Annotated in this window: 22 protein-coding genes and 4 pseudogenes; 17 read left to right on the top strand and 9 right to left on the bottom strand. The window is 69.4% G+C overall.

The annotated features are described in order from the left end of the window. Positions 1-143: 143 nt before the first annotated feature. The 6 genes from FHR32_RS35695 (at position 144) to FHR32_RS46920 (ending at position 4,349) form a co-directional block, all read left to right on the top strand. A complete protein-coding gene (locus FHR32_RS35695; RefSeq protein WP_184758914.1) occupies positions 144-1,043 on the top strand; it encodes a universal stress protein in 900 nt (299 codons plus the stop codon). An 86-nt stretch (positions 1,044-1,129) separates the two neighbouring features. Beyond that, on the top strand, positions 1,130-1,798 hold the full coding sequence (locus FHR32_RS45230) for a P-type ATPase actuator domain-containing protein (protein ID WP_246468312.1): 669 nt from the start codon (positions 1,130-1,132) through the stop codon (positions 1,796-1,798). Next, entirely contained in the window at positions 1,795-1,959 is a 165-nt protein-coding gene (locus FHR32_RS45225; RefSeq protein ID WP_246468311.1) for a hypothetical protein, read from the top strand. Before FHR32_RS45230 ends, FHR32_RS45225 begins: the two co-directional genes overlap by 4 nt. Beyond that, complete coding sequence (locus FHR32_RS45220; protein ID WP_246468377.1) at positions 1,949-2,776, top strand: hemerythrin domain-containing protein; 828 nt, start codon at positions 1,949-1,951, stop codon at positions 2,774-2,776. Before FHR32_RS45225 ends, FHR32_RS45220 begins: the two co-directional genes overlap by 11 nt. A gap of 196 nt (positions 2,777-2,972) precedes the next feature. Then, the gene (gene tnpA, locus FHR32_RS35685) at positions 2,973-3,398 is read left to right on the top strand and encodes an IS200/IS605 family transposase (RefSeq protein ID WP_184758913.1); all 426 of its coding nucleotides are present in this window, start codon (positions 2,973-2,975) and stop codon (positions 3,396-3,398) included. Positions 3,399-3,524: 126 nt separating this feature from the next. Next, positions 3,525-4,349: an RNA-guided endonuclease InsQ/TnpB family protein gene (locus FHR32_RS46920; protein ID WP_312882850.1), complete on the top strand. Its 825-nt coding sequence runs from the start codon at positions 3,525-3,527 to the stop codon at positions 4,347-4,349. Positions 4,350-4,857: 508 nt separating this feature from the next. Here the strand turns inward: FHR32_RS46920 and FHR32_RS35675 are convergent. Beyond that, a complete protein-coding gene (locus FHR32_RS35675; protein ID WP_184758912.1) occupies positions 4,858-5,733 on the bottom strand; it encodes a universal stress protein in 876 nt (291 codons plus the stop codon). Between the two features lie 22 nt (positions 5,734-5,755). Beyond that, entirely contained in the window at positions 5,756-6,193 is a 438-nt protein-coding gene (locus FHR32_RS47450) for a SulP family inorganic anion transporter (protein ID WP_376773439.1), read from the bottom strand. On the opposite strand from FHR32_RS47450, the gene FHR32_RS46915 reads away from it, so the two are divergent. Both FHR32_RS46915 and FHR32_RS35665 read left to right on the top strand, forming a co-directional pair. Beyond that, a complete protein-coding gene (locus FHR32_RS46915) occupies positions 6,156-6,530 on the top strand; it encodes a hypothetical protein (RefSeq protein WP_312882849.1) in 375 nt (124 codons plus the stop codon). The two genes, FHR32_RS47450 and FHR32_RS46915, sit on opposite strands and share 38 nt — an antisense overlap. Continuing rightward, positions 6,481-7,209, top strand: coding sequence for a hypothetical protein (locus FHR32_RS35665; protein WP_376773438.1), 729 nt, complete (start codon positions 6,481-6,483; stop codon positions 7,207-7,209). The genes FHR32_RS46915 and FHR32_RS35665 overlap by 50 nt, the downstream gene beginning before the upstream one ends. Here the strand turns inward: FHR32_RS35665 and FHR32_RS35660 are convergent. Further along, on the bottom strand, positions 7,116-7,757 hold the full coding sequence (locus FHR32_RS35660; RefSeq protein ID WP_184758910.1) for a response regulator: 642 nt from the start codon (positions 7,755-7,757) through the stop codon (positions 7,116-7,118). The two genes, FHR32_RS35665 and FHR32_RS35660, sit on opposite strands and share 94 nt — an antisense overlap. Before the next feature lie 574 nt (positions 7,758-8,331). Here FHR32_RS35660 and FHR32_RS46910 point away from each other — a divergent pair. After that, complete coding sequence (locus tag FHR32_RS46910; RefSeq protein WP_184758909.1) at positions 8,332-8,688, top strand: Lrp/AsnC family transcriptional regulator; 357 nt, start codon at positions 8,332-8,334, stop codon at positions 8,686-8,688. A gap of 138 nt (positions 8,689-8,826) precedes the next feature. After that, a pseudogene (locus FHR32_RS47445) lies at positions 8,827-9,015 on the top strand (transposase family protein); the annotation flags it as partial. Between the two features lie 84 nt (positions 9,016-9,099). On the opposite strand, the gene FHR32_RS35650 reads toward FHR32_RS47445, so the two are convergent. Then, entirely contained in the window at positions 9,100-10,593 is a 1,494-nt protein-coding gene (locus FHR32_RS35650; protein WP_184758908.1) for a bifunctional aminoglycoside phosphotransferase/ATP-binding protein, read from the bottom strand. A 300-nt stretch (positions 10,594-10,893) separates the two neighbouring features. Here FHR32_RS35650 and ftsH point away from each other — a divergent pair, with 300 nt between their 5' ends. Both ftsH and FHR32_RS35640 read left to right on the top strand, forming a co-directional pair. Beyond that, positions 10,894-12,831, top strand: a complete 1,938-nt coding sequence (ftsH, locus tag FHR32_RS35645) for an ATP-dependent zinc metalloprotease FtsH (protein ID WP_184758907.1) — start codon at positions 10,894-10,896, stop codon at positions 12,829-12,831. Positions 12,832-13,012: 181 nt separating this feature from the next. Further along, positions 13,013-14,335, top strand: coding sequence for a phosphoribosyltransferase family protein (locus FHR32_RS35640; RefSeq protein ID WP_312882848.1), 1,323 nt, complete (start codon positions 13,013-13,015; stop codon positions 14,333-14,335). Positions 14,336-14,358: 23 nt separating this feature from the next. On the opposite strand, the gene FHR32_RS35635 is transcribed toward FHR32_RS35640, so the two are convergent. After that, positions 14,359-14,589, bottom strand: a complete 231-nt coding sequence (locus FHR32_RS35635) for a hypothetical protein (RefSeq protein ID WP_184758905.1) — start codon at positions 14,587-14,589, stop codon at positions 14,359-14,361. A gap of 344 nt (positions 14,590-14,933) precedes the next feature. Between FHR32_RS35635 and FHR32_RS35630 the strand changes: the two genes are divergently transcribed. Both FHR32_RS35630 and FHR32_RS45205 read left to right on the top strand, forming a co-directional pair. Continuing rightward, positions 14,934-15,782 (top strand): universal stress protein, encoded by an 849-nt coding sequence (locus FHR32_RS35630; protein WP_184758904.1) that lies wholly within the window; start codon positions 14,934-14,936, stop codon positions 15,780-15,782. A 225-nt stretch (positions 15,783-16,007) separates the two neighbouring features. Beyond that, positions 16,008-16,148, top strand: a pseudogene (locus FHR32_RS45205) (IS481 family transposase); the annotation flags it as partial. Here the strand turns inward: FHR32_RS45205 and FHR32_RS35620 are convergent. Continuing rightward, positions 16,145-16,468 carry an HAD-IA family hydrolase gene (locus FHR32_RS35620; protein WP_221466686.1) on the bottom strand — a complete coding sequence of 108 codons (324 nt, stop codon included), beginning with the start codon at positions 16,466-16,468 and terminating at the stop codon, positions 16,145-16,147. The pseudogene FHR32_RS45205 and the gene FHR32_RS35620 sit on opposite strands and share 4 nt — an antisense overlap. A 259-nt stretch (positions 16,469-16,727) precedes the next feature. On the opposite strand from FHR32_RS35620, the gene FHR32_RS35615 reads away from it, so the two are divergent. After that, positions 16,728-17,588, top strand: a complete 861-nt coding sequence (locus FHR32_RS35615) for a universal stress protein (RefSeq protein WP_184758902.1) — start codon at positions 16,728-16,730, stop codon at positions 17,586-17,588. 111 nt (positions 17,589-17,699) lie between these two features. On the opposite strand, the gene FHR32_RS35610 is transcribed toward FHR32_RS35615, so the two are convergent. Continuing rightward, the gene (locus tag FHR32_RS35610) at positions 17,700-19,058 is read right to left on the bottom strand and encodes an IS110 family RNA-guided transposase (protein ID WP_184759042.1); all 1,359 of its coding nucleotides are present in this window, start codon (positions 19,056-19,058) and stop codon (positions 17,700-17,702) included. Between the two features lie 333 nt (positions 19,059-19,391). On the opposite strand from FHR32_RS35610, the gene FHR32_RS47810 reads away from it, so the two are divergent. Next, positions 19,392-19,901, top strand: a complete 510-nt coding sequence (locus FHR32_RS47810; protein WP_512700858.1) for a transposase — start codon at positions 19,392-19,394, stop codon at positions 19,899-19,901. On the opposite strand, the pseudogene FHR32_RS47805 reads toward FHR32_RS47810, so the two are convergent. After that, positions 19,892-19,978, bottom strand: a pseudogene (locus FHR32_RS47805) (helix-turn-helix domain-containing protein); the annotation flags it as partial. The gene FHR32_RS47810 and the pseudogene FHR32_RS47805 overlap by 10 nt on opposite strands. A gap of 35 nt (positions 19,979-20,013) precedes the next feature. Here FHR32_RS47805 and FHR32_RS35600 point away from each other — a divergent pair. Then, a pseudogene (locus FHR32_RS35600) lies at positions 20,014-20,169 on the top strand (IS5/IS1182 family transposase); the annotation flags it as partial. A gap of 25 nt (positions 20,170-20,194) precedes the next feature. On the opposite strand, the gene FHR32_RS35595 reads toward FHR32_RS35600, so the two are convergent. Then, positions 20,195-20,785: a hypothetical protein gene (locus FHR32_RS35595; protein WP_184758901.1), complete on the bottom strand. Its 591-nt coding sequence runs from the start codon at positions 20,783-20,785 to the stop codon at positions 20,195-20,197. Positions 20,786-20,842: the final 57 nt, after the last annotated feature.

Below are 20,842 nucleotides of genomic sequence, written 5' to 3'. Positions count from 1 at the left end.
TGGGCAGCCGGGGCCGCCGACAGGCGCGGCTGCTGGAAAACAGGTCGAAAGTCCTTGTACGGACAGTCCTGCGGCCCTGGGAGCCTCGGTGCCGGTGTCCGACGCTTGAACGGACAAGATGATCCGTACACGAGGAGGGGGATATGTCCCCCAAGGACGCCAGTCAGCCGGTTCGCTCGGACACGCGCGAGGGCGCCTCACCGATCGTCGTCGCGGTGGACGGCTCGGCCGACGCGGACAGAGCGGTGAAATGGGCTGCCGACGACGCTTTCCGCAGACGGCTGCCGCTGCGGATCGTGCACGTCGTGGAGCGCGGACCCTATGACATTCACCGCTTCTCCACCCCCGAGTGGCCGGGCACGGTGGTCATGAACGGGACGAAGGTGCTGGCCGAGGCCGAACAGACGGCGCGGAGGTGTCAGCCGTCCATCGAGGTGAGCACCGAACTGATCGAGGGAAGCATGACCAGGACTCTGTGCGGCCAGGACGCAGACGCTGCCGCGATCGTGCTCGGCAGCAGGGGCCTGGGCGGTTTCGCCGGAGCGCTGCTCGGATCGGTGAGCACACACGTGGCCGGCCACGCCCACGGCCCGGTGGTCGTCGTCCGCCCCGGCGACGAGGAAGTGCACCGTGAAATCGTCGTCGGCGTCGACGACTCCCCGCAGTGTGAGCCCGCGCTGGCCTATGCCTTTGAGCAGGCCAGGCTGCGCGGATGCATGCTGCGCGCCGTCCATGCCTGGCAGTTGCCGGTGCACGCCTTCGCGCCCGAGATCTCCTACGACATGGACGAGATCCGCCAGGCACAGCACCGGGTGGTCCAGGAGCGGCTCGCCGCCTGGCGGGAGAAGTTTCCCGAGGTGGAAGTGGTGGAGGACGTCCAGGGCGTGCACCCCGTCCAAGCTCTCACCGACGCGTCCACCAGGGCCGACCTGGTCGTCGTGGGCTCACGAGGGATGGGCGCGATCGGCTCGGTGGTACTGGGCTCCGTCAGCCGCGGCGTGCTGCACCACGCCCACGGCCCAGTGGCGGTCGTCCGGTCCTGACCGCCGAGCCTTCCACCGGCCGAAGATTCTGATCGAAGAGAGCCTTTGCCTTTGGGCGGCTCAGCCCACCGCAGGAGGCTACGGATATGAGACGATTCGCCGCCATCGCACTTCTCTCGGTCACCGTGACCGGACTACTAGCCGGACTCATGCTGCATCTAGCCGGCGCGGAGGCGGCCGGTGACGTCGTGTGGGCCGTGGTCACTGCGGTGGCTCTGGTCCTCGCGACGGCGTGGGTGATCTCGGCGCTGCGACACGGCCGGCTGGGTGTGGACGCCATCGCCGTGCTCGCCCTGGCCGGGGCCCTCGCCGTACGGGAGTTTCTCGCCGGTGCGGTGATCGGCGTGATGCTCGCGACCGGCCGGGCGCTGGAGGACTACGCCCTTCGCCGCGCCCGCCGTGACCTGACCGCCCTGTACGAACGCGCTCCGCACCCGGCCCGGCGCTACGAGGACGGGGTGCCGCGCCTTGTCCCGATCGAGAAGGTCCAGCCGGGCGACCTGCTACTGGTTCCCAGCGGGGAGACGGTCGCCGTCGACGGCGTGCCGGCCGGCGGCCCCGCCCTGCTGGACGAGTCGGCGCTGACGGGGGAGTCGCTACCGGTAGAGCACGCCGCGGGCAAGGGTGTGCGCAGTGGCGCGGTGAACGCCGGTGCCGCCTTCGACCTGCGGGCCACCCGGACCGCGGCCGCGAGCACCTACGCGGAGGTGGTACGGCTGGCGCGGCAGGCCGAGGCCGACAGCGCCCCCGGGTGATCGACATCGTGGCCGCGCCCGGCATCCGCACCGAGGATGTGCTCTGCCTGGCGGCGGTGGACCAGATGTCGTCTCACGTGCTCGCCGCCGCGATCGTCGAGGCCGCCCGTGCGGGCCGTACGGCGGGAAGCGGCCAGGGCGGTGACCGTGATGGTGGGTGATGGCATCAACGACGCACCGGCCCTGGCGGCGGCCGATGTCGGGGTGGCGATGGGCGCCCGGGGGTCGGCCGCCGCCGGCCAAGCCGCCGACGTGGTGCTCACCACTGATCGGCTGGACCGGCTCGCCGATGCCATGGACGCCGCCCGCCGCTCCCGTCGCATCGCCGTGCAGAGCGCCGCCACAGGGATGGCGCTGTCGCTGGTGGCCATGACGGTGGCCGCCGCCGGAGCACTGCCGCCCGTGGCCGGAGCTCTCCTGCAGGAGGTCATCGGCGTGGCGATGATCGCCAACGCGCTACGGGCGCTACGCCTCGCGCGGGGGACCCGGGCGGCGGTGGACCTCGCCACCGAATCCCTGCTGCGCCGCTTCGAGATGGAGCACTCCTTGCTGCGACCGCCTCTTGAACTGATCCGCGAGACAGCCGACGAGCTGGGCGCGGCCCCTTCGGCCACGTCCATGGAGCGGCTGCGGGAGGTTCACGAGTTCCTCACCGAACGCCTGCTGCCCCATGAACGGGCCGAGGAACGGCGGCTGTATCCGGCGATGGGGCAGGCGCTGGGAGGTCCCGAGGTCACGATGACCATGAGCAGGGCGCACGGCGAGATCGAACGCCTCGTACGCCGCCTGGGAGGCCACCTGGCCCTCGCCGAGGCCGACGGGCCGCGCCCGGAACAGCTCGACGCTCTACGGTCTGCATGCTGTCCTGGTCCTACACTTCGACCAGGAGGAGGAGGCCTACTTCTCCCTGGCCGCCGGCTCGCCGGCATGACGGCGCCCGGCCACGGAGACGAGAGTAAACATAAGTCCTCCGCGTGATCGACTGAACCCCTTAAGGATCTCTGTGGCGCTGCACTGGCCTCCATCAAGTCGAAGGCGGGGGACCGTCGCCTTTGGGCGACGGGGGAATGCCGGGCGGGAAGGCCCTCTGGGGCCTGAGCGTGCCCTGACCCGCAGGTTGGGGTCTTTGCCTGCCCCCCTTGGATTATAAGAGCGCCAGGCTTATAGTGATCGGATGACTCGTCAGGTGCGTACCTCTCCGGGCGCGGCATACGACCTGGGCTACCACGTGGTGTGGTGCCCCAAGTATCGTCGCCCTGTCCTGAGCGGCCGGGTGAAGATCCGACTGCAGGAACTGATCCACGCCAAGGCCGACGAACACGGGTGGGAGATCATCGCGCTTGAGGTGATGCCGGATCACGTGCATCTGTCCGTGAAGCCGCATCCGAAGGATTCGCCCTCCTACGTGGCGAACCAGTTCAAGGGCCACACCTCGCACGTGCTGCGAGAAGAGTTCGCCCACCTACGCTCGCGGTTGCCGACCCTGTGGTCACGGTCGTATTTCGTGGCGAGCGTGGGCGCGGTGTCGGCAGCGACCGTGCAACGGTATATCGAGACCCAGGATGAGAAAGCCCCCAAGCCGGGGGTGGCTCGTGCGTAGGTCTTTTAAGTTCCCGCTCCGTCCGACCCGCCACCAGGAGATCGCCCTGGTGGCGATCTGGACGATCACCGGCACCTGTACAACGCCGCCCTGGAGGAACGCCGCGAGGCCTACCGCCGCTCCAAGGTGGGCATCCGCTACGGCGACCGGCCGGCCCGGATCAAGGAAATCCGCCGGGCCGACCCCGATGGGCAGGGGCGCTGGTCCTTCACCTCCCAGCAGCAGACGCTGCGCCGCCTGAACAAGTCCCAGCAGCAGACGCTGCGCCGCCTGAACAAGGCGTTCGAGGCGTTCTTCCGCCGCGTGAAGAACGGCGAGACGCCGGGTTACCCCCGCTTCAAGGGCCGGGGCCGGTTCGATGCCGTCACCCTGGTCGAGGGCGACGGAGCCCGCTGGGACTCCCAGCCCCACCAGCGCGGCGCAACCTGTGTCCGCCTTCAGGGCATCGGGCATGTCCGCGTGCATCGGCATCGCGCCGTGGCCGGGCGGATCAAGACCGTCGAGGTCAAACGCTGCGACCACGCGCACAAGACCGCGCTCGCCTTGGTGGGAGGGGCGGACTTCATCGCGGTGGAGGCACTCCGGATCCGCAACATGACCAGGGCCCCAAAGCCGAGGCCTGACCACGACCAGGCTGGGGCGTTCCTGCCCAACGGCGCGGCGGCCAAGGCCGGGTTGAACAAGAGCGTCCTGGACGCGGGTTGGGGGGTGTTCCTGCAGATCCTGTCGCACAAGGCTGAAAGCGCCGGTCGGGAAGTGATCGCGGTGAACCCCCGCAACACCTCCCGCACCTGCCCGCGCCCCGTGTGTGGGCACGTCAGCGGCGAGAACCGTAAAACCCAGGCCGACTTCATGTGCGTGAAATGCGGATACACCGCGAACGCGGACGTCGTCGGGGCGAGCAACACCAAGAGGGCCGGGCTGGTCCTCCGCAACGTCCACGCGGCGTAGCGAGAAGCCATCTCGCCCACGAGGGGGAGGAGTCACCCCGCTCCTCCTGTGACAGAGGTGAAGCCATGAGTACCCGCACAACCGAAGAGATCGCCTCAACGATCCGCGCGACGGTCCAGGCCGCCGTGTTGAGCCTGTTCACGCTCGCAGGCTGGCTCAGTCGCTTTTAGAGCCGATGCCAAGGGTTTTCCTGCTGCGACTATGACCAAGACGGCGGCGGGTGATTTCCGTGATCAGAAGCGGGTGCGTGCCTGGGCCCGTGACATCGCCTACGACCTGAAGCCGCCGGATGATGGGGCGGCACGGGGCTGGCTTGCCGGTCACGGCCCCCTCCACTCGGAGCCCCCAGCGGTGCAGGGCACCTCAGCGACGGGAAAAGCGACACGGTCATTACGATGCCCGGCAACCACCCGCGCGACCGGGGCGGGAGGCTGGGCTGTCCAGGAGGGAAGATGCGGCCTGCTCGTGGACATCGGCCACGCCGTAGCGGTTCCGCGCTCGTGAGGGCTCAGATTCGGCGCGTGTGCGAGGTCGCGTGGCGGACGACGACGACGGGAGCGTGGGCATGGTGGAGCAGGGCGTGCACGGTCGATCCGAAAATCCTTGCCCAGCCGGGGGCACCCACGACGACCAGCTCGGCGGCCTCTGAGGCGTCGATGAGCGCCTTGGCCGGATGCTCGTGCGCGACGTGCTCGATGAGGGGTACGTCGGGGAACTTCTCGCGCCAGCCGCTGATGGACTCGGCCAGCAGACGTGCTTCTTCCTGGCCGACGCTTTCGATGTCCAAGACGAGCGGCTGCATGTCACCGGGTGCCCTGACGGCCGGATGGGTCCAGGCGTGCACCGCCCGCAGGGGGAGTCCCCGTAGCGCAGCCTCGCCGAAGGCGAACTCCAGGACGGGACCTTGATCGGGGTGTCCGGTGACGCCGACGACGATCTCCGTTCCGTGCCCGGTGCGCGGCCAGTTTACGACCACCACCGGGCAGGGGGATCGGGCGGCGAGGTCACGGCTGACCGAGCCCAGCAGCAGTCCGGCGAATCCACCAAGGCCCCGGCTGCCGACGACGATGAGCTGTGCGGTCTCGGCCGCGGCGGCGATCGCCTCCGCGGCGGCGCCGTCGACGATCTCAGTGGTGACCATCACCATGGGGGTGTCTGCGTGGGCTTGCTCGGCGGCCTGGCGCAGCAGTTCCTGGGAGGTGGCTTCCGCGGCCGGCCCCCAGTGAGCGGGCTGCGGGACGAGAGGAACGTCGTAGGCCCAGCGGAGAGCTGCATGCACGATGCGCAGCGGCGCATTCCTCAGCACGGCCTCCTGCGCCGCCCAGGCCACTGCCTGCAGCGAAGACGCTGAGCCGTCGACACCGACGACGATGGGTTCTGTCATGGTCACCACCTCGAGTTCGCCTTCACCGGGCTGATGAGCCGATCGCGGCAGCCGGACTTGAGGCCGTATGAGGCCATGTGCCCGTCTCCTGTAGCCGTGGTTTCCTTCCATACTTCTCACCCCTCCGCCTGCCGGGTAGGGGCGAAGGTCCCATGAGCCTCACAGAGCCGGGTGTCCCGGCGACCAAGGTCATCGCCCTTCGGGCGGATGGAGGCGACGGTCGGCGCGTGGAGTCGACGGCGATCGTCACGGAGGAAGACGACGGTGAGAGGGGCCACGTGATCCGTGCCGGTCTGCGGCTGCCGCTGCTGCTGATCGGGAAGCCGCATGTGAGGCCCGCGCTGATGTTGGTCACGCCGAGGGCGAGCAGTTCTTGGTTGGCGTCGATCTCGTAGTCGTGCCGGGCGGTGAGGATGTTGTCGGTGTATCCCACGGGGAGCAGGCCGACGGTCGGCTTCATGCTCGGCATCGGCGCCGTGCTCACCCTCGGGGGCGGCATGCGGATCGCCGCCACCGCCGGGGGGCTGGTGCTTATGCGGGCCGCCGAGCTTCCGCTGGCCGACAACCCGTTCATCGACGAGCACATCATCTACGCCATCGTGCTGGTCGGCCTGGCGCTGGCAGAACCCTCGGTATCGGCACTTGGTGGGGCGCGACCCGATCCTGAAGTAGATGGCACCTGGACATGTGAGTGCCTGCCCCGTGCCAGGGTGGGCGCTCACGCGCCAGGGGGCGAGACTACGCACTATGGGGGAGATCGAGCCGGGCGCGCTGATTCCGCACATGCGGCTGGATGAGCTGCTGTCGGAGCTGCATGTGCGGCTGGAGGCGGTGCTGGCCACCCGGGACAGGGTGCACGCCCTGCTGAACGCGGTCGTCTCCGTGGGCAGCGACCTGGATCTGGAGACGGTGCTGCGCAGGATCGTGGAGACCGCCATCACCCTGGTCGACGCGAGTTACGGTGCCCTGGGCGCGATCGGTGACGAGAACACGCTCATCCAGTTCATCCCCGTGGGGCTGACCGAGGAGGAGATCGCCAGGATCGAGAACGCCCGGCTGTATGAGGAGAGCCGGCGGCGCGAGATGTGGCTGCAGGCGTCTTCGGAGGTCACCACCAGCCTGCTGTCCGGGGCGGAGCCCCGAGAGGTGCTCATGTTGATAGCGCGGCGGGCGCGGGAGATGGCCGGCGCCGACATCGTGGCGGTTCTGCTGCCAGACGAGGCCGGGCGGATGCTCCAAGTGATCATCACTGACGGGCCGGTCGGCGATCGGGCGGTCCATGTCGAGGCGCCGGTCGCCGATTCCCTGGCGGGCCGGGCCTTCACCAGTGGTGAGCCGCTACCGAAACACCTGATCGCACCCAGGTGTCCGCCGGGGGCGTCCTATTCCGGGTGGCCGACTTTCAAACGTGCCGCCAGCGCGGCCGCCTGGGTGCGGCGCTGCATGCTCAGCTTCGCCAGCAGGTTGGACACGTAGTTCTTCACGGTCTTCTCGGCGAGATAGAGGCGCTCGCCGATCTGCCGGTTCGTCATCCCCTCGCCGATCAGTTCCAGGATGTGGCGCTCCTGCTCCGACAGCGCCTGCAACGGATCCTTGCGGGTGGCCTGTTCGCGCAGCCGCGCCAGCATGGTCGCGGTGGTCTGCGGGTCCAGCAGCGACTGACCGGCCGCGACCGTCCGCACGGCGCCGACCAGATCCGAACCGTGGATCTGCTTGAGCACATAACCCGACGCGCCCGCCATCACCGCGTTGAAGAGGGCGTCGTCGTCGGCGAAGGAGGTCAGCATCAGACAGACCAGCTCCGGCAGTTTCGAGCGGACCTCACGACAGACGTCCACACCGTTGCCGTCGGGCAGGCGCACGTCAAGGACCGCGACGTCCGGCTGCAGCGCCGGGATACGGGACACGGCCGACTCCGCGGTCCCGGCCTCGCCGACGACCTCGATGTCACCCTCGGACTCCAGCAGCGCGGCCACGCCTCGCCGTACCACTTCATGGTCGTCCACCAGGAACACGCGAATCATGTCCTGAACGCTAACCCTCCGGGGGTGCCACCGGTAGGGACCAAGGTCCTCAGTGCCGCGTGTCGGCCCTGTACTCGTCGGGTAGCCGGAGCGCATTGCTGCGCCCCGGCCCCCTCGGAACCGTGCGTGCCGCTCGTCGCGGCACACGGCTCAAGCAAGGCATCGAATGCCAGCCGCTGAGAGTGCTCACCTACTGACCGCTACCGGATCCGAGTCTGTCTTAAGGGCTGAAGTGACCCGGTAGCTCCCATTAGCCCCGGAGGGCGGTTCAGGGTTGTTGTGCCGGGTTCCTGCGTTGACGGGCGAGGAGCCCGCGATGGCAGGAGGCGTGCATCAGGCGGGTTTGGTTGCCGTCCGGTGGACCGGGTTGCCCGTGGAGCACGAGATAGTCGGCGGCTATCGCGCGCCGGGTGGTGTGCAGCCACCATCGTTCCCAAGCTACGGCGAGCCGCAAAGAAGCGGTGAGTAACAGCTGTCAGGTCTTGTCCTGCGGGGCACCGAATTCCCGAACATCCCCTACTGCGCCGGCGCCTGCGCCTCTTGATGGGCGCCGGCCTCGGCCTGGACTGGCGATGTGATCGCCTACGGCAGGCGCCAGGAGATTGATCTTGTACTCCACCGTGAGCACCGAGGTGTTCTCGGGGAACAACGTGAAAGCGGCTACCGTGCCGCCCTCGACGCCAACGCCCTCGGCCTCACCTTCGAGGCCCTCGTCTTCGTCACCATGCGCGCCGCAGACCGCGACACCGTCGACGCCTTCGAACAGGCCGTCGCCGCCATCCCCCACATCCTGCAAGCCCAACGGCTCTTCGGTGACCCCGACCACCTCCTGCGCGTCATCACCCGCGACCTGCCCGCCCTCCAGAAGCTCTACGACGACCGCCTGGCCACCCTGCCCGGCGTCCAACGCCTCAGCGCCACCCTCTCATGAAGAGCGTCGTCGAGAACCGGGAGCCTGTAGCCTCAAGGGCTCTGGCACGAATTCGGTGGTGCCGGAGTGTGCGAGCCAGCAAGGTGATCTTGGTGTGCTTCGAAGATCTTGCAGACGCGGTTCCCGCAGTTGGCCGATGTGGTCCTCGAGCAGGTGATCGCAGAGCAGCAGGTCATACGCGTGCGAGCCTGGACACGATCGGTGGCGGCATCCTGCCCCGCGTGTGGGGTTCTGACCCGGCGGGTGCCCGCCTACCACACCCGGCGTCTGGCGGATGTGCCGGTCGGCAGCCGCACGGTAGTCGTCGACCTGCGACTACGCCGACTGGTGTGCGAAGCCCGCGGCTGTGTGCGGCAGACGTTCCGTGAGCAAGTCCCGCAGATGGCGGCCCGTTATGAGCGACGCGGACGGTCAGCCAGGCTCCATCTGGGGGCGCCGGAAGCGCCAGGGCACGGTGGCGGGGGAGAGGGCGATCGCCGTCAGTGCCCGCTCCACCGCCTGTTCCGTGGTCGGGCTGGTGTCGATCTCGATCGCGTCGGGCCAGGGAGCCGCCATCGCCGCCATGGCTGTGGCGATCGCCTGGTCGGCGTCCGAGATCGCGCCGGTACGGCGGGCGAGACGCTCGGCGGCGACCTGCGGCAGGGCCGTGCAGCGTAGGGCCGCGAGGTCACTGGAGGTGCGCCGGGCGACGCGCTCGGCCGCCGTCCGATGGCCGGCGTCGATCCAGGAGGCGTCCAGGATGACCGGTTCGCCAAGGTGAAGCAGCATCTCGGCTCGTAAGAGCATCTCGGCGTAGGCGCGCTCGGTGTGCTCCCGGTCGTAGATGCCCTCGCCGAAAGGGGCGGACGCGTGCTGTTCGGGCGAGATGCCGAAGAGCTCCTTGCGGATGCGGTCGCTGCCCAGCAGCGTGTAGCCGAGGCGGTCGGCGAGGGCGGCGGCCAGGGTCGACTTGCCGGTTCCGGGTGATCCGCCGACCAGGATCAGGGGGATCGCTCCCGCTCGCAGATGGCGCAGAGTGAGTTCGGCGAGCAGGCGGGCCTCTCCGCCGGAACCGGGGTCGCCCTGTCGCTGCCGGAGGCAGGCGACCTTGGCGCGGACGAAGGCCCGGTAGGCGACATAGTGGTGCCACAGGGAGGGCGGGGCGTGATCGTCGGTGAACTCGGCGTACCAGTGCAGGAACGTCTCGGCCAGCCGGGGTGCCCCGAGCCGCTCCAGGTCCATGGCCAGGAAGGCCGCGTCGTCGAGGCCGTCGACGGAGCGGAGCCGTTCGTCGAACTCCAGGCAGTCCAGGATCCGCGGCCCGTCGTCCAGGCAGAAGATGTCCTCGGCGAGCAGGTCGCCGTGGCCGTCGACGATGCGGCCCTCGTTGACACGGGCGGCGAACAGGGGAGCGCGGCCGTCGAGGAAGCGCAATGTGAGCCGTTCGATCTCCTCGACGGCTTCGGGGTCGAGGACGGCGTCGGGAAGCGCTCGGACCTCGCCGAAGCTCGCGGTCCAGCGTGACCGTAGCGCCTCCCTTCCCCCCTCCCGGTCGATCTCCGGCCCGTGGCGGGATCGGCCGTGCATGCCCGCCACCATCCGGGCGATCTGCCGCAGGTGCTCCTCGACCGGCTTCCCCGACCGGATCATGGCGGCGAGGCGGCGATCCTCCGGCATGCGCCGCATCACGACGAGATGGTCGCAGACCTCTCCGTCCGGGCCCAGCACGTCGGCGACGCCCTCGTAGACGTCCGGGGCCAGCCGCCGGTTGAGTTCCACCTCCCTGTGACAGGCAGCCTGCCGGGCCTCTCTGGTGGTGAAGTCCAGGAAGCCGAGGCTCACCGGCTTCTTGAGCTTGAAGGCGTGGTCTCCGAGGAGGACCACGACGGCGATGTGTGTCTCCTTGATCTGCGCCCATGATCCCATCGGGATGCCTCCGCGCTCGGGTCTGCCGCCCACGTGACCGGGTCTTCCGCCGGACGGGCGGGTCCGTCCCCGATGTGGTCTCAAGCGGGCGAGGCAAACTGTACATTTGTCTGATTTCTCCCCCGATGACGACCTCTGAATCGGGCTTCCCGCTGACGTCCGCAGCGCTCCCGCCGCTCTCGCCGGCCGGCCGGAGAGGCCGTTCCACCGTGCTCTTCGGGACTTTCGGCCCTGCCGCACTCCCGCCACCGGCTGGAAACTGGCAGGTGAGGTAGGGGTAATCGACAGGGAGGCCGGTTGATGATCACCTGGGCCCGGCTGCGCGGCCGGCATGCGACAGGTACGGCCAAGCCGGGACCACCGGACGAGCCCCCACCTCCGCCGGTGGCTCCGCGATCTCCCGAATGGCGCCGCTGGCTGCTGCCGATAGGGGTGCTGATCGTCACACTGTGGCTGCTGGTGCCCCTCATGCTCACCGGGTCGGAGACCAAGCCGTACTCCTACAGCGACTTCGTGGCCAAGGTGGGTGCCGGGCAGGTGAAGACGGTGACGATCGACGACCAGGGCACGGTGTCCGGCAGCCTGGACAACGGCACGACGTTCACCACGCAGATCCCCACCGCGCTCAGCGTCGGCACGCTGGAATCCCAGCTCCAGTCCCACCACGTCCAGATCACCGCGACCCGGGCCGCCGGCTCGCTGCTGTCGGTCCTGGCGGGCTTCCTGCCGATGGCGCTGCTCATCGGCCTGTTCCTGTGGATGGGGCGGCAGGCGCAGCACTCCATGGCCGGCGGCATCGGCAGTATCGGCGGCTTCGGCCGGTCAGGGGTGAAGATCATCGAGGCGGAGCGGCCGACCACCCGGTTCGGTGACGTCGCCGGTTACGACGGTGTCAAGCAGGAGATCAACGAGGTGGTGGACTTCCTGCGCGACCCCGGCAGATACGCGGCGGCGGGAGCGAAGCCACCCCGCGGGGTGATCATGGTCGGCCCTCCGGGGACCGGAAAGACGCTCCTGGCCCGGGCGGTGGCCGGCGAGGCGGCCGTGCCGTTCCTGTCGGTCACCGGCTCCGGGTTCGTGGAGATGTTCGTGGGAGTGGGAGCCTCACGGGTCCGTGACCTCTTCGACGAGGCCCGCAATCGGGCCCCCTCGATCATCTTCATCGACGAGATCGACGCGATCGGGGGCCGGCGCGGCAGGAACGTCGTCGGCGGCAACGACGAACGGGAGCAGACGCTCAACCAGCTACTGGCCGAGATGGACGGCTTCGACCAGAGCAGCGGGATCGTCGTCCTGGCCGCGACGAACCGGCCCGAGACCCTCGACACGGCCCTGCTGCGCCCTGGCCGCTTCGACCGGCAGGTCACCGTGCCGCTGCCCAACCAGGGTGAGCGTGCGGCGATCCTGGCCGTCCACGCCGCCGGAAAGCATCTGGGCCCAAGCGTCGACCTCGGCGTGGTCGCCCGCGCCACTCCGGGATTCTCCGGCGCGGACCTGGCCAACCTGGTCAACGAGGCCGCCATCAACGCGGTCAGGGCCGACCGCACCACCATCGACGCCGAAGACCTCGGCACGGCACGCGACCGGGTGCTGCTCGGCCGGCGCGAGACGTCCAACGCCCTGCTCCCGCAGGAACGCCATGCGGTGGCCGTGCACGAGTCCGGGCACGCGCTGCTCGCCACGCTGTGCCAGCACGCCGATCCGGTCGCGAAGGTGACCATCCTGCCCGCCGGTCCCACGCTCGGCGTCACCGAACAACTACCCGAAGCCGAACGGCACCTCTACAGCGAGAGCTACCTGGCCGATCTGCTGGCCGTACGGCTCGGCGGCCGGGCGGCGGAACTGGTCGTCTTCGGCGAGGGCTCCACCGGTGCCGCCAACGACCTCGCGGCCGCCACGCAGATCGCCACCCGCATGGTGCGCGACTTCGGCCTGTCACCCGCGCTCGGCCCGGTCGGTTACTCCTCCGCCGCCCCCCAGTATCTCGGCCAGGATGCCGAGGATCCGCGGCTCAAGCCGTACTCCGAACGGACCCAGCAGATCATCGACGAGGAGATCGCCCGCCTGCTCAGCACGGCCGAGAGACGTGCGGTCGACCTGCTGCGCCTCCACCGTTGCGCGCTCGACCGGCTCGCCGCGGTCCTGGTCGAGCGCGAGACCGTCGACGGCGACGTCGTCGGCGGCGTGCTGCGGGACGAGCGCTCGGCACTCCCCAGCCTGGACACCGCCACCGCCTGACGGCCGGGCCTCCGCCGGGCGGCCGGTTCCCGCATGCGAGGCCCTGAACCGGGACCTTCAGCCCTACCGTCGGCGTGTTCTTCCGGCTGACATTGATGAGTATGGGTGAATGCGATCCCGCCGCCCTGAACGCGCAGTCGACGAGGGTGGCACGGAGAGCGTCCGAAAGGAGGTGGACGCGGTGTTCTTTGACCGTCGTGACGCGGGCGCGCGCCTGGCCGAACGGTTGCGTGGGCTCGTCGGCACCGAGAACGTGGTGGTCCTGGGGCTGCCCAGAGGAGGTGTGCCGGTGGCGTTCGAGGTCGCCGGAGCCCTCGGCGCCCCGCTGGACGTGATCGTGGTCCGCAAGCTCGGGGTGCCGTTCCAGCCGGAGGTGGGGTTCGGCGCCATCGGGGAAGGCGGAGTCCGTCTCGTCAACCGCGATGTCGTGCGGCTCGCGAATCTCACGCAGGCGGAGATGGCCGAGGTGGAGGAGCGTGAGGGGGCCGAACTCCTGCGCCGCGCGCGCCGCTTCCGCGGTGAGCGGCCCCTGGCGGACCTGGCGGGCCGTACGGTGATCGTGGTGGACGACGGGATCGCCACCGGCGGGACGGCCCGTGCCGCCTGCCAGGTCGCCCGTGCGCGCGGTGCCTCACGGGTGGTGCTGGCGGTCCCGGTGGGGGCTCCGGAGACGGTCGCGAGCCTGCGCAAGGTCGCCGATGAGGTGATCTGCCTCCAGACACCCGACGACTTCTACGCCATCGGCGCCTGGTACGTGGACTTCGCCCAGACCACCGACGAGGAGGTGATCGGGCTGCTCGCGCGGGCCGCACCTCCCGAGGGTGAGCACGGCGAGAGCGCGAGGGGATCGGATCCACCGGATTCCACCGGGGACGTCCTGGTGGAAGCCGGAGGGGTCCGGCTGCCCGGACAGCTCGTGATCCCGGAGAAGGCCAGGGGCGTGATCGTGTTCGTGCACGGCAGCGGCAGTGGCCGGCACAGCCCGCGTAACCGTCAGGTGGCCGCCACGCTCAACCGCGCGGGTCTGGGGACGCTGCTGTTCGACCTGCTCACCCCGGAGGAGGGGGCCGACCGGGACAACGTCTTCGACATCGGGCTGCTGGCCGACAGGCTCGTCCGGGTGACCGGCTGGCTGCGCGATCAGCCCCGGGCGGCGGGCATCCCGATCGGCTATTTCGGGGCCAGCACCGGGGCCGCGGCCGCGCTCCGGGCGGCGGCGGAGCCGGGCAACGAGGTCGCCGCCGTCGTCTCCCGGGGCGGGCGGCCCGACCTGGCCGGCCCGCGGCTCGACGCGGTGCGGGCGGCCACCCTGCTGATCGTGGGAGGCGACGACGGGGCGGTCCTCGACCTCAACAGGGCCGCGCAGCAGCGGTTGCGCTGCGAGAACCTGCTCCAGGTCGTCCCCGGTGCCACTCACCTGTTCGAGGAGCGGGGAGCGCTTGAGACCGTCGCGGCTCTCGCGCGAGACTGGTTCACCGGTCACCTCGGGCCACCCGTGGACTGAGCGCCCACCGTCGCCGGGCCCGCTCAGACGCCGGGGCCCGTGGGGTCACGCCCGCCCGGCGGCCCGGGCCATGCCGGGCGGCCGGGCGTTCCGCCCCCCAACCGGACCAGCCGCTCATCTCCTGACCAGCCGGCCTCCCGGAGCCCGCGCAGGTAGGCGCCGTAGACGGCGTGGTCCAGTTCGGGCGGCGTCGCGGCGTCGAGGAACAGGTCGAAGACGCTACTGCCCTCCCGTCCCTGCGCGAGGCCCGCCACCCTTGGTGATCGGAATCCCCGCGGCTGAGAACCTTCAGCACCGCCGAGCGGTCGCCGCTGACGACGCGCCAGATGCCCCGGGTGACCGCGTTGGCGGCGTTGTGTGTCAGCGGCTCGACCCGCCAGCCGTCACGCGTGTCCCGGAACACCTGAGCGATCTCATCGGGCAGGTACTGATCGTCCACCCACATGATCGTAGCCGTCGGCCGGTGACCGTTCCTCCCGGGAGGAACGGCTGCGGTGCGGGGCCGCGTCCGTGAGGGGGCGAAGGTCCCGTCCATCTCGGGACGATCGCCCCTGGGGAAGTCATCCGTGCTGCGGTCCGATGGACAGCGGGAGGAACCATGACTGAAGCGATCGTTGCCGGGACGGACGGCTCAGCCACCGCCACCGCGGCTGTGCAGTGGGCGGCCGGCGACGCCGACCGGCGGGGGCTGCCGTTGCGCATCGCCCATGTCGTGGACCGCTGGCCGTACGGCATCGCCGCGTTTCCTCCGCCCGACTGGCTCGACCTCATGACGCGCGCCGGCGAGCAGGTGCTCACCGAGGCGATCAAGGCCGTCGGGGAAAGGTGGCCGGACGTGCGCGTGACGACCGCGCTGCTCGAGGGAGAACCCGCCAAGGCGCTGCGCGAGCAGGCCGGGGCGGCCACCGAGCTCGTGATCGGCAGCCGTGGTCTGGGGGGTTTCGTCGGCGCCCTGCTGGGCTCGGCGGTCCTTCACGTGGCGGGTCACGTGCCTGGCGCCGTGGTGGTCGTCGGAAGGGACGCGGGCACGCCGTCCGGCGAGGTCGTCGTCGGCGTCGACGGATCCTCCGGATCCGAGCCCGCTCTGGGGTTCGCCTTCGAGCAGGCCCGGCTGCGCGGGTGCGCTCTGCGCGCCGTTCACGCCTGGCAGGTGCCCGTCCACGCCTTCGCGCCGGAGGTCGTCTACGACATCGAGGACGTACGGCAGGCGCAGCAGCGGATGACCATGGGCCAGCTCGCCGCCTGGGAGGAGAAGTTCCCCGAGGTCGGGGTCGTCCGGGACGTGACGTACGCCCACCCGGTGTCGGCTCTGGTGGGCGTCTCACCACGGGCCGCCCTGCTCGTCGTGGGCTCGCGTGGCCGAGGCGCCGTCGGGTCGGTCATTCTGGGCTCGATCAGCCACGGGGTGATCCACCACGCGCGCTGTCCCGTCGCGATCGTCAGGTGACCGCCGCCGAAAGGCGGATGAACCCCAACGGGACGGTCTCCGGGTCTCTCGTTCACGGGGCGGTCGCCCGAAGACGGTGAGCCCCCGTGCATGGTGCCCTGGCACGCGGGAACCCTGAGGAGACTCATGGCGCCTTGGCCCGAGGGAACCCTGAAGAGATCCCGCACCGCCCCGCACCCGACGTGCGAGGCGATCTCCGCGAAGGCCGTTCAGCCCATCCGGCTCCGCCCCTACCGCTCAGAGACCGAACGGCGCGCCGCTTTCACCATCTGGCTACACATGTACAACCATCACCGAGGACACACCGCGCTCGGAGGACTTCCACCCGCCAGTCGCGTCACCAACCTGCCTGGGCGGTACACCTAGCCGAGCACGGCCGCCAGGTCCTCCACGCTCCTGTAGTGCACGCCGGTCATCGCGAGGGCCCTGGCGGCCTCCACGTTCTCCAGGCGGTCGTCGACGAACAGGCATCGCTCGGGGGCGACGCCCGCGCGCTCGGCGGCGAGTTCGTAGATACGCCTGTCGGGCTTGGCCATGCCGAGCGTGGCGGGCCCGATCAGAGCCGGGTCGAAGGCCGTCTCCATGAGAGGCAGTCCGTAACGGGCCTCGATGTCGGCCTGGGCCGGATGGTCGAAGCGACGGAGCACGCCGTCGAGGTCGCAGAGAACCGCGTCGTGGGGGAACATGGCCATTCATTGTGCCAGGTGAGCCGATCCGCCTTGATCCACCAGGTCATCGGTGCCGGCCGGGTGTCTCCCTGTCCCTGCCCCCTGGCCGTTACGCCCGATACGTGACAACGACGCGTTGAAGCCCGAACCTGCCTCGCGGCCCGCCGGGGCTTCCGGGGCTCGGAGCCGTAAAGAGGTCGGAAGTCACCCGCGAACAGGGACGTTCCGCCCTGCTGTCCCCGCCCGGCATGGCCAACCATGGAAAGGGGTGGTAATCATGACAAAGTCGCACAGAATTGTCGTTGGTTACGACGGTTCGGACTTCTCCATGCAGGCCCTGGAGTGGGCGCTGGACGAGGCCGAGTTCCGGGGGCTGCCGTTGACCGTCACCCACGCGTGGCGGTGGCCGTACGGCGAGGCCGACGACGAGGCCAAGCTCCACCTGCGCAAGGCGGCCGAGCACGTCCTCTACCACGGTGCCGACTGTGCCCGCGGATGCAGCACGATCACCGACGTGGCGACCGACCTCTACGAGGGCTCCGCCGGGCAGCGGCTCATCGAGCTGTCGGCTGACGCCGAACTCGTCGTGGTCGGCTCCCGCGGCCTGGGCGCGGTGGCCCGGTCCGCGGTCGGCTCCGTCACGGCCTCCGTCGTGGCCGGCGCGCAGTGCCCGGCGGTCGTCGTGCGAGGGGCGGGCCCGATCCCGGTGCCACTGCATCCAGGGCCGGTCGCGCTGGGGATCAGGGACACCACCGCCGACCAGGTGCTGGACTTCGCCTTCCACGAGGCTGCTCTGCGGCGGCTGCGCCTGCGCGTGCTGCACGCCGGCCACCCGCGCTCTCTGACCTGGGGCGTCGCCATGACCCACCTACCCGATCTCGACGACTCGACCCGGGCCTGCCAGGAATGGATGAACGAACGCCTGACGCCCTGGCAGGAGAAGTACGCGGACGTCCCCGTCGACGTCCGTTTCACCACGAACGCCCCGAAAGAGACCCTACGGGCCGCCTCCATAGGGGCCACCCTCGTCGTCGTCGGCACAGGCCGGACGGCATATCGCACCGGCCACCCCGGAGCGGTCATCCGGTCCCTGGTCAGGCACGCGTCCTGCCCCGTCGCCGTCGTTCCGTCCTGTTGACATCCACTCCGCCCTGAAGGACTCTGACCGGAAAATGACCACCTCAGCCGGGCGCGCGGCAGCGAACCCCGGCCATCGATGTGAGTCAGGGCTGGTGGGGAGCGGTGTGGGTCAGGCGGTCTGGGTCAGGGCGACGGTGAAGCCGAGCGCTTGGAGTTGCCGGACGTGGGTGCGGGTCTTCTTATCCCGGTCGATCTTGGTGGTGTGGTAGTCGGCGCCCAGGTCGCGGTAGCGGGCGGTGGGGTCGGCCAGCAGGTGCCAGACGATGACCAGGATCGAGCGGGCCACGGCGACCAGGGCCTTGAGCTTGCCCCGGCGTTTGACGATCCGCCGGTAGCGCTCGCCGAGGAAGGTGTCGGTCCGGGCCGCCACGGCCGCGGCGGTTCCCAGTACGCCCTTCAGATAGGGATTGCCCTTGCCGGTCTCGCCGCCCCGGCTCCTGGGCCCCGATTGGATGGTGCGGGGACACGGCTTGGCCCAGGAGGCCAGGTGGCCGGCAGTGGCAAAGCGGGTCATGTCCAGCCCGACCTCGGCCAGGATGACCTGGGCGATCTCCGGACTGATGCCGGGGATCTCGTCCAACCGTTGCACCGCGTTCAGCGATTGGCGGATGATCGCGGCAACCTCGGCGTGCTCACCCGGCCCGTGATCGTCACGGTCGTCGGATGCCTGGTCGGCGGGCAGTTGCCCGAGCAGCGTCTCGATGCGGGCGGTGAGCTGGGCGATCGACGCGTCCAGGCTGTCGATCTGCGCCGGCAGTATCGTGGCGAGTTCGGCGTGGTGGCCGTCGAACTGGCCGGTCAATGCCTCGACCGGCGCGGGAATCTTGGCCCGCATCTTGCCCCGGGCCAGCTCGGCCGGCACCCGCGGATCGCGCTCCCCGGTGATCAATGCCTCGATCATGTCCCGGGTCGAGGCGGTCGTCGGTGTGCCGGCCACCGACGACACCTTGATCAGGGAGTCTTCCAGCAGTTTCTCCAGCCGCTGCCGGTACCGGGTCCGCTCGCCGATCAGATCCACCCGCATCCGGGTGTAGTCCCGCAGCGTCCGGATCTCCTTGGGCGGGACGAACGAGGGCCGCAGCAGCCCCTTCTCTGTCAGTTTGGCCAGCCAGACCGCGTCCAGCCTGTCGGTTTTCGGACGGCCCGGCAGGTTCTTCACATCGCGGGCGTTGACCAGCTGCACATCCAGGCCACGCTCCTCCAGCACGTAGAACCAGATGCGCCGGTAATCCCCGGTTGATTCGACGGTGACCTTCTCGATTCCCTGGCACACCAGGTGGTCGCCCAGCTCGGTGACCGCGTTCATGGTGGCGTCCACGTCCCACACCTTGGTCGGCCGCCGACCGGCCTTGCCTTCGTGCGGCACCCGGGTACACACCTTCCCGAAGGCCTTGGCCACATCGATCGCGGCGACCCGTTCGATGAGTCGCTCGTGTTCTTCGTCCGGGATCTCCACAGATTCTCGCATCGTCACCGGTGATCGTTCTCCTCACCAAGATCAGGGGGTAGGTGGCGGGATGCCCGGGGGCCTCGGTCGGGAACCGAACAGTCTGACCGGCGTGCTCGAAGGCAACAGTGCGTGACCCGTCAGGGTCGGGCCCCGGCGCCAGACTGTTGGACGGGCTCATACGCCCCAGAGACAATGCCGGCGTCGGCGGGCAACCCACCCCAATTTTCACGCCTGCGTGGCGTCACCGGAAGGGACAGGAAGACTGTTGGCCGATTCGAGTGGTGATGATCGTTTGACGTGACACGGTGGAGGAACCCTCTTGCAGGCAGTGTGTGTGGAGGAGGTTCTGCCATGTCTCTGCGTCCCTGTCCCGCTGGTGAGGTGCCGGAATCAACCGTCCGGATAGCATGGGCGGCTTTCCCCAAGGGATGTCTGGCGATGCGGGTCCGTGATGAACTCGGTCCGTTCTTCGAAGACGAGCAGTTCGCCGAGGCGTTTCCTGCGCGGGGCGGACCTGGGCTGTCTCCCGGGATACCGGCGCCGGTGTCGGTGCTGCAGTTCGCCGAAGGGCTGAGCGATCGGCAGGCCGCCGACGCGGTGCGCGGGCGGATCGACTGGAAGTACGGCGGTGGTCTCGGCCGAGTGGATCGAACGGTATGGGGCGCGGGTGGACGCCTATCGGTTCCCCAAGGGGGAAGACGCCCGGACCCGGTGGGCTCTGAGTGTCGGGACCGATGCTTTCGCCCTGCTGGAGGCGGTCTATGTGCCCGGCGCCCCGGCGTCTGCTTCGCGGCCGTGATGACCCGCTTGGACAGCTCGCCGTCGGAGATGTACGGCAAGCCCTGTTCGCGGGCGTCTTGACGTGTGCGCAGCCCATCGTTGAACACCGTCCGCGCGCACCCGAACGCCCGAGCCGGCGACTGGCGCTGCCCCGGCATGGAGTTGCGACGCTCTGTGATCATCCGGGGGACCTGTGCCTGCACTGCCATCATGGCTGACCGAGCCGCTGTGGGACCAATTTGCTGCTCTGCTGCCCTATCGCTCGGAGTTCGATCCGTCCCACCCGCTGGGCTGCCACCGCCGACGGGTCAGCGACCGGACCGTCTTCGACAAGCTGCAGGCGATCCTGTACGGGAGCCCCCAGATGACGTGGCTCAAGCCTCGAAGTCGATGAATCCGTAAGGGATATAGCCCCGATCGATCAGCTCGTCCTCCAGCTCGTCCTCGTCGAAGTCATCCTCGTCGAAGTCATCGTCATCGTCATCGTGGAGGCCGTCGAGATGATCATCGATGAGCTTCACATAGTCGTTCTCCACCGCGATCTCGCCGACCAGTGACGGGACGTCGACGCCGTCCCAATCAACGGTGACCTTGATCGCATTGTCGAGCTCCCCGGAGAACATTCCGTCAGAGAGCGTCATCCTCACCTTGTCCCGGTCGTCCGCGCCGATGTCGTATCCGGTCGGCTTGCCTGAGTCAAGGAAGGTGATGTCCGGATAGCCGTCGACCGAGACCGTGATGAACGGGTGGAGGTCGATCGAGTGCACCCGTTCGCCCTGCTCGTACACATGCAGCGCCAGCTCCGCGCCGTACCAGCACAGCAGATACACATTGATGCTCTCGGAGAGCTCATATGCCAGATCGGCCTTGATCTCGTCGAGGCTGCCCCGGACGTAGTGGGCGTCCTTACGGGCCCCTCCTGGGGACACCCCGAAGGCCAGGTCGTAGAAGCTCTTGGGCGGCATGGCGGCCACCCTATAGCGGATGCCAACCGCGAACATCCGGCCTCTGAGCCGCAGTTA

The organism is Streptosporangium album, from assembly GCF_014203795.1.
Classification (GTDB): Bacteria; Actinomycetota; Actinomycetes; order Streptosporangiales; family Streptosporangiaceae; genus Streptosporangium; species Streptosporangium album.
This window is presented reverse-complemented; position numbering and strand designations above follow the sequence as displayed.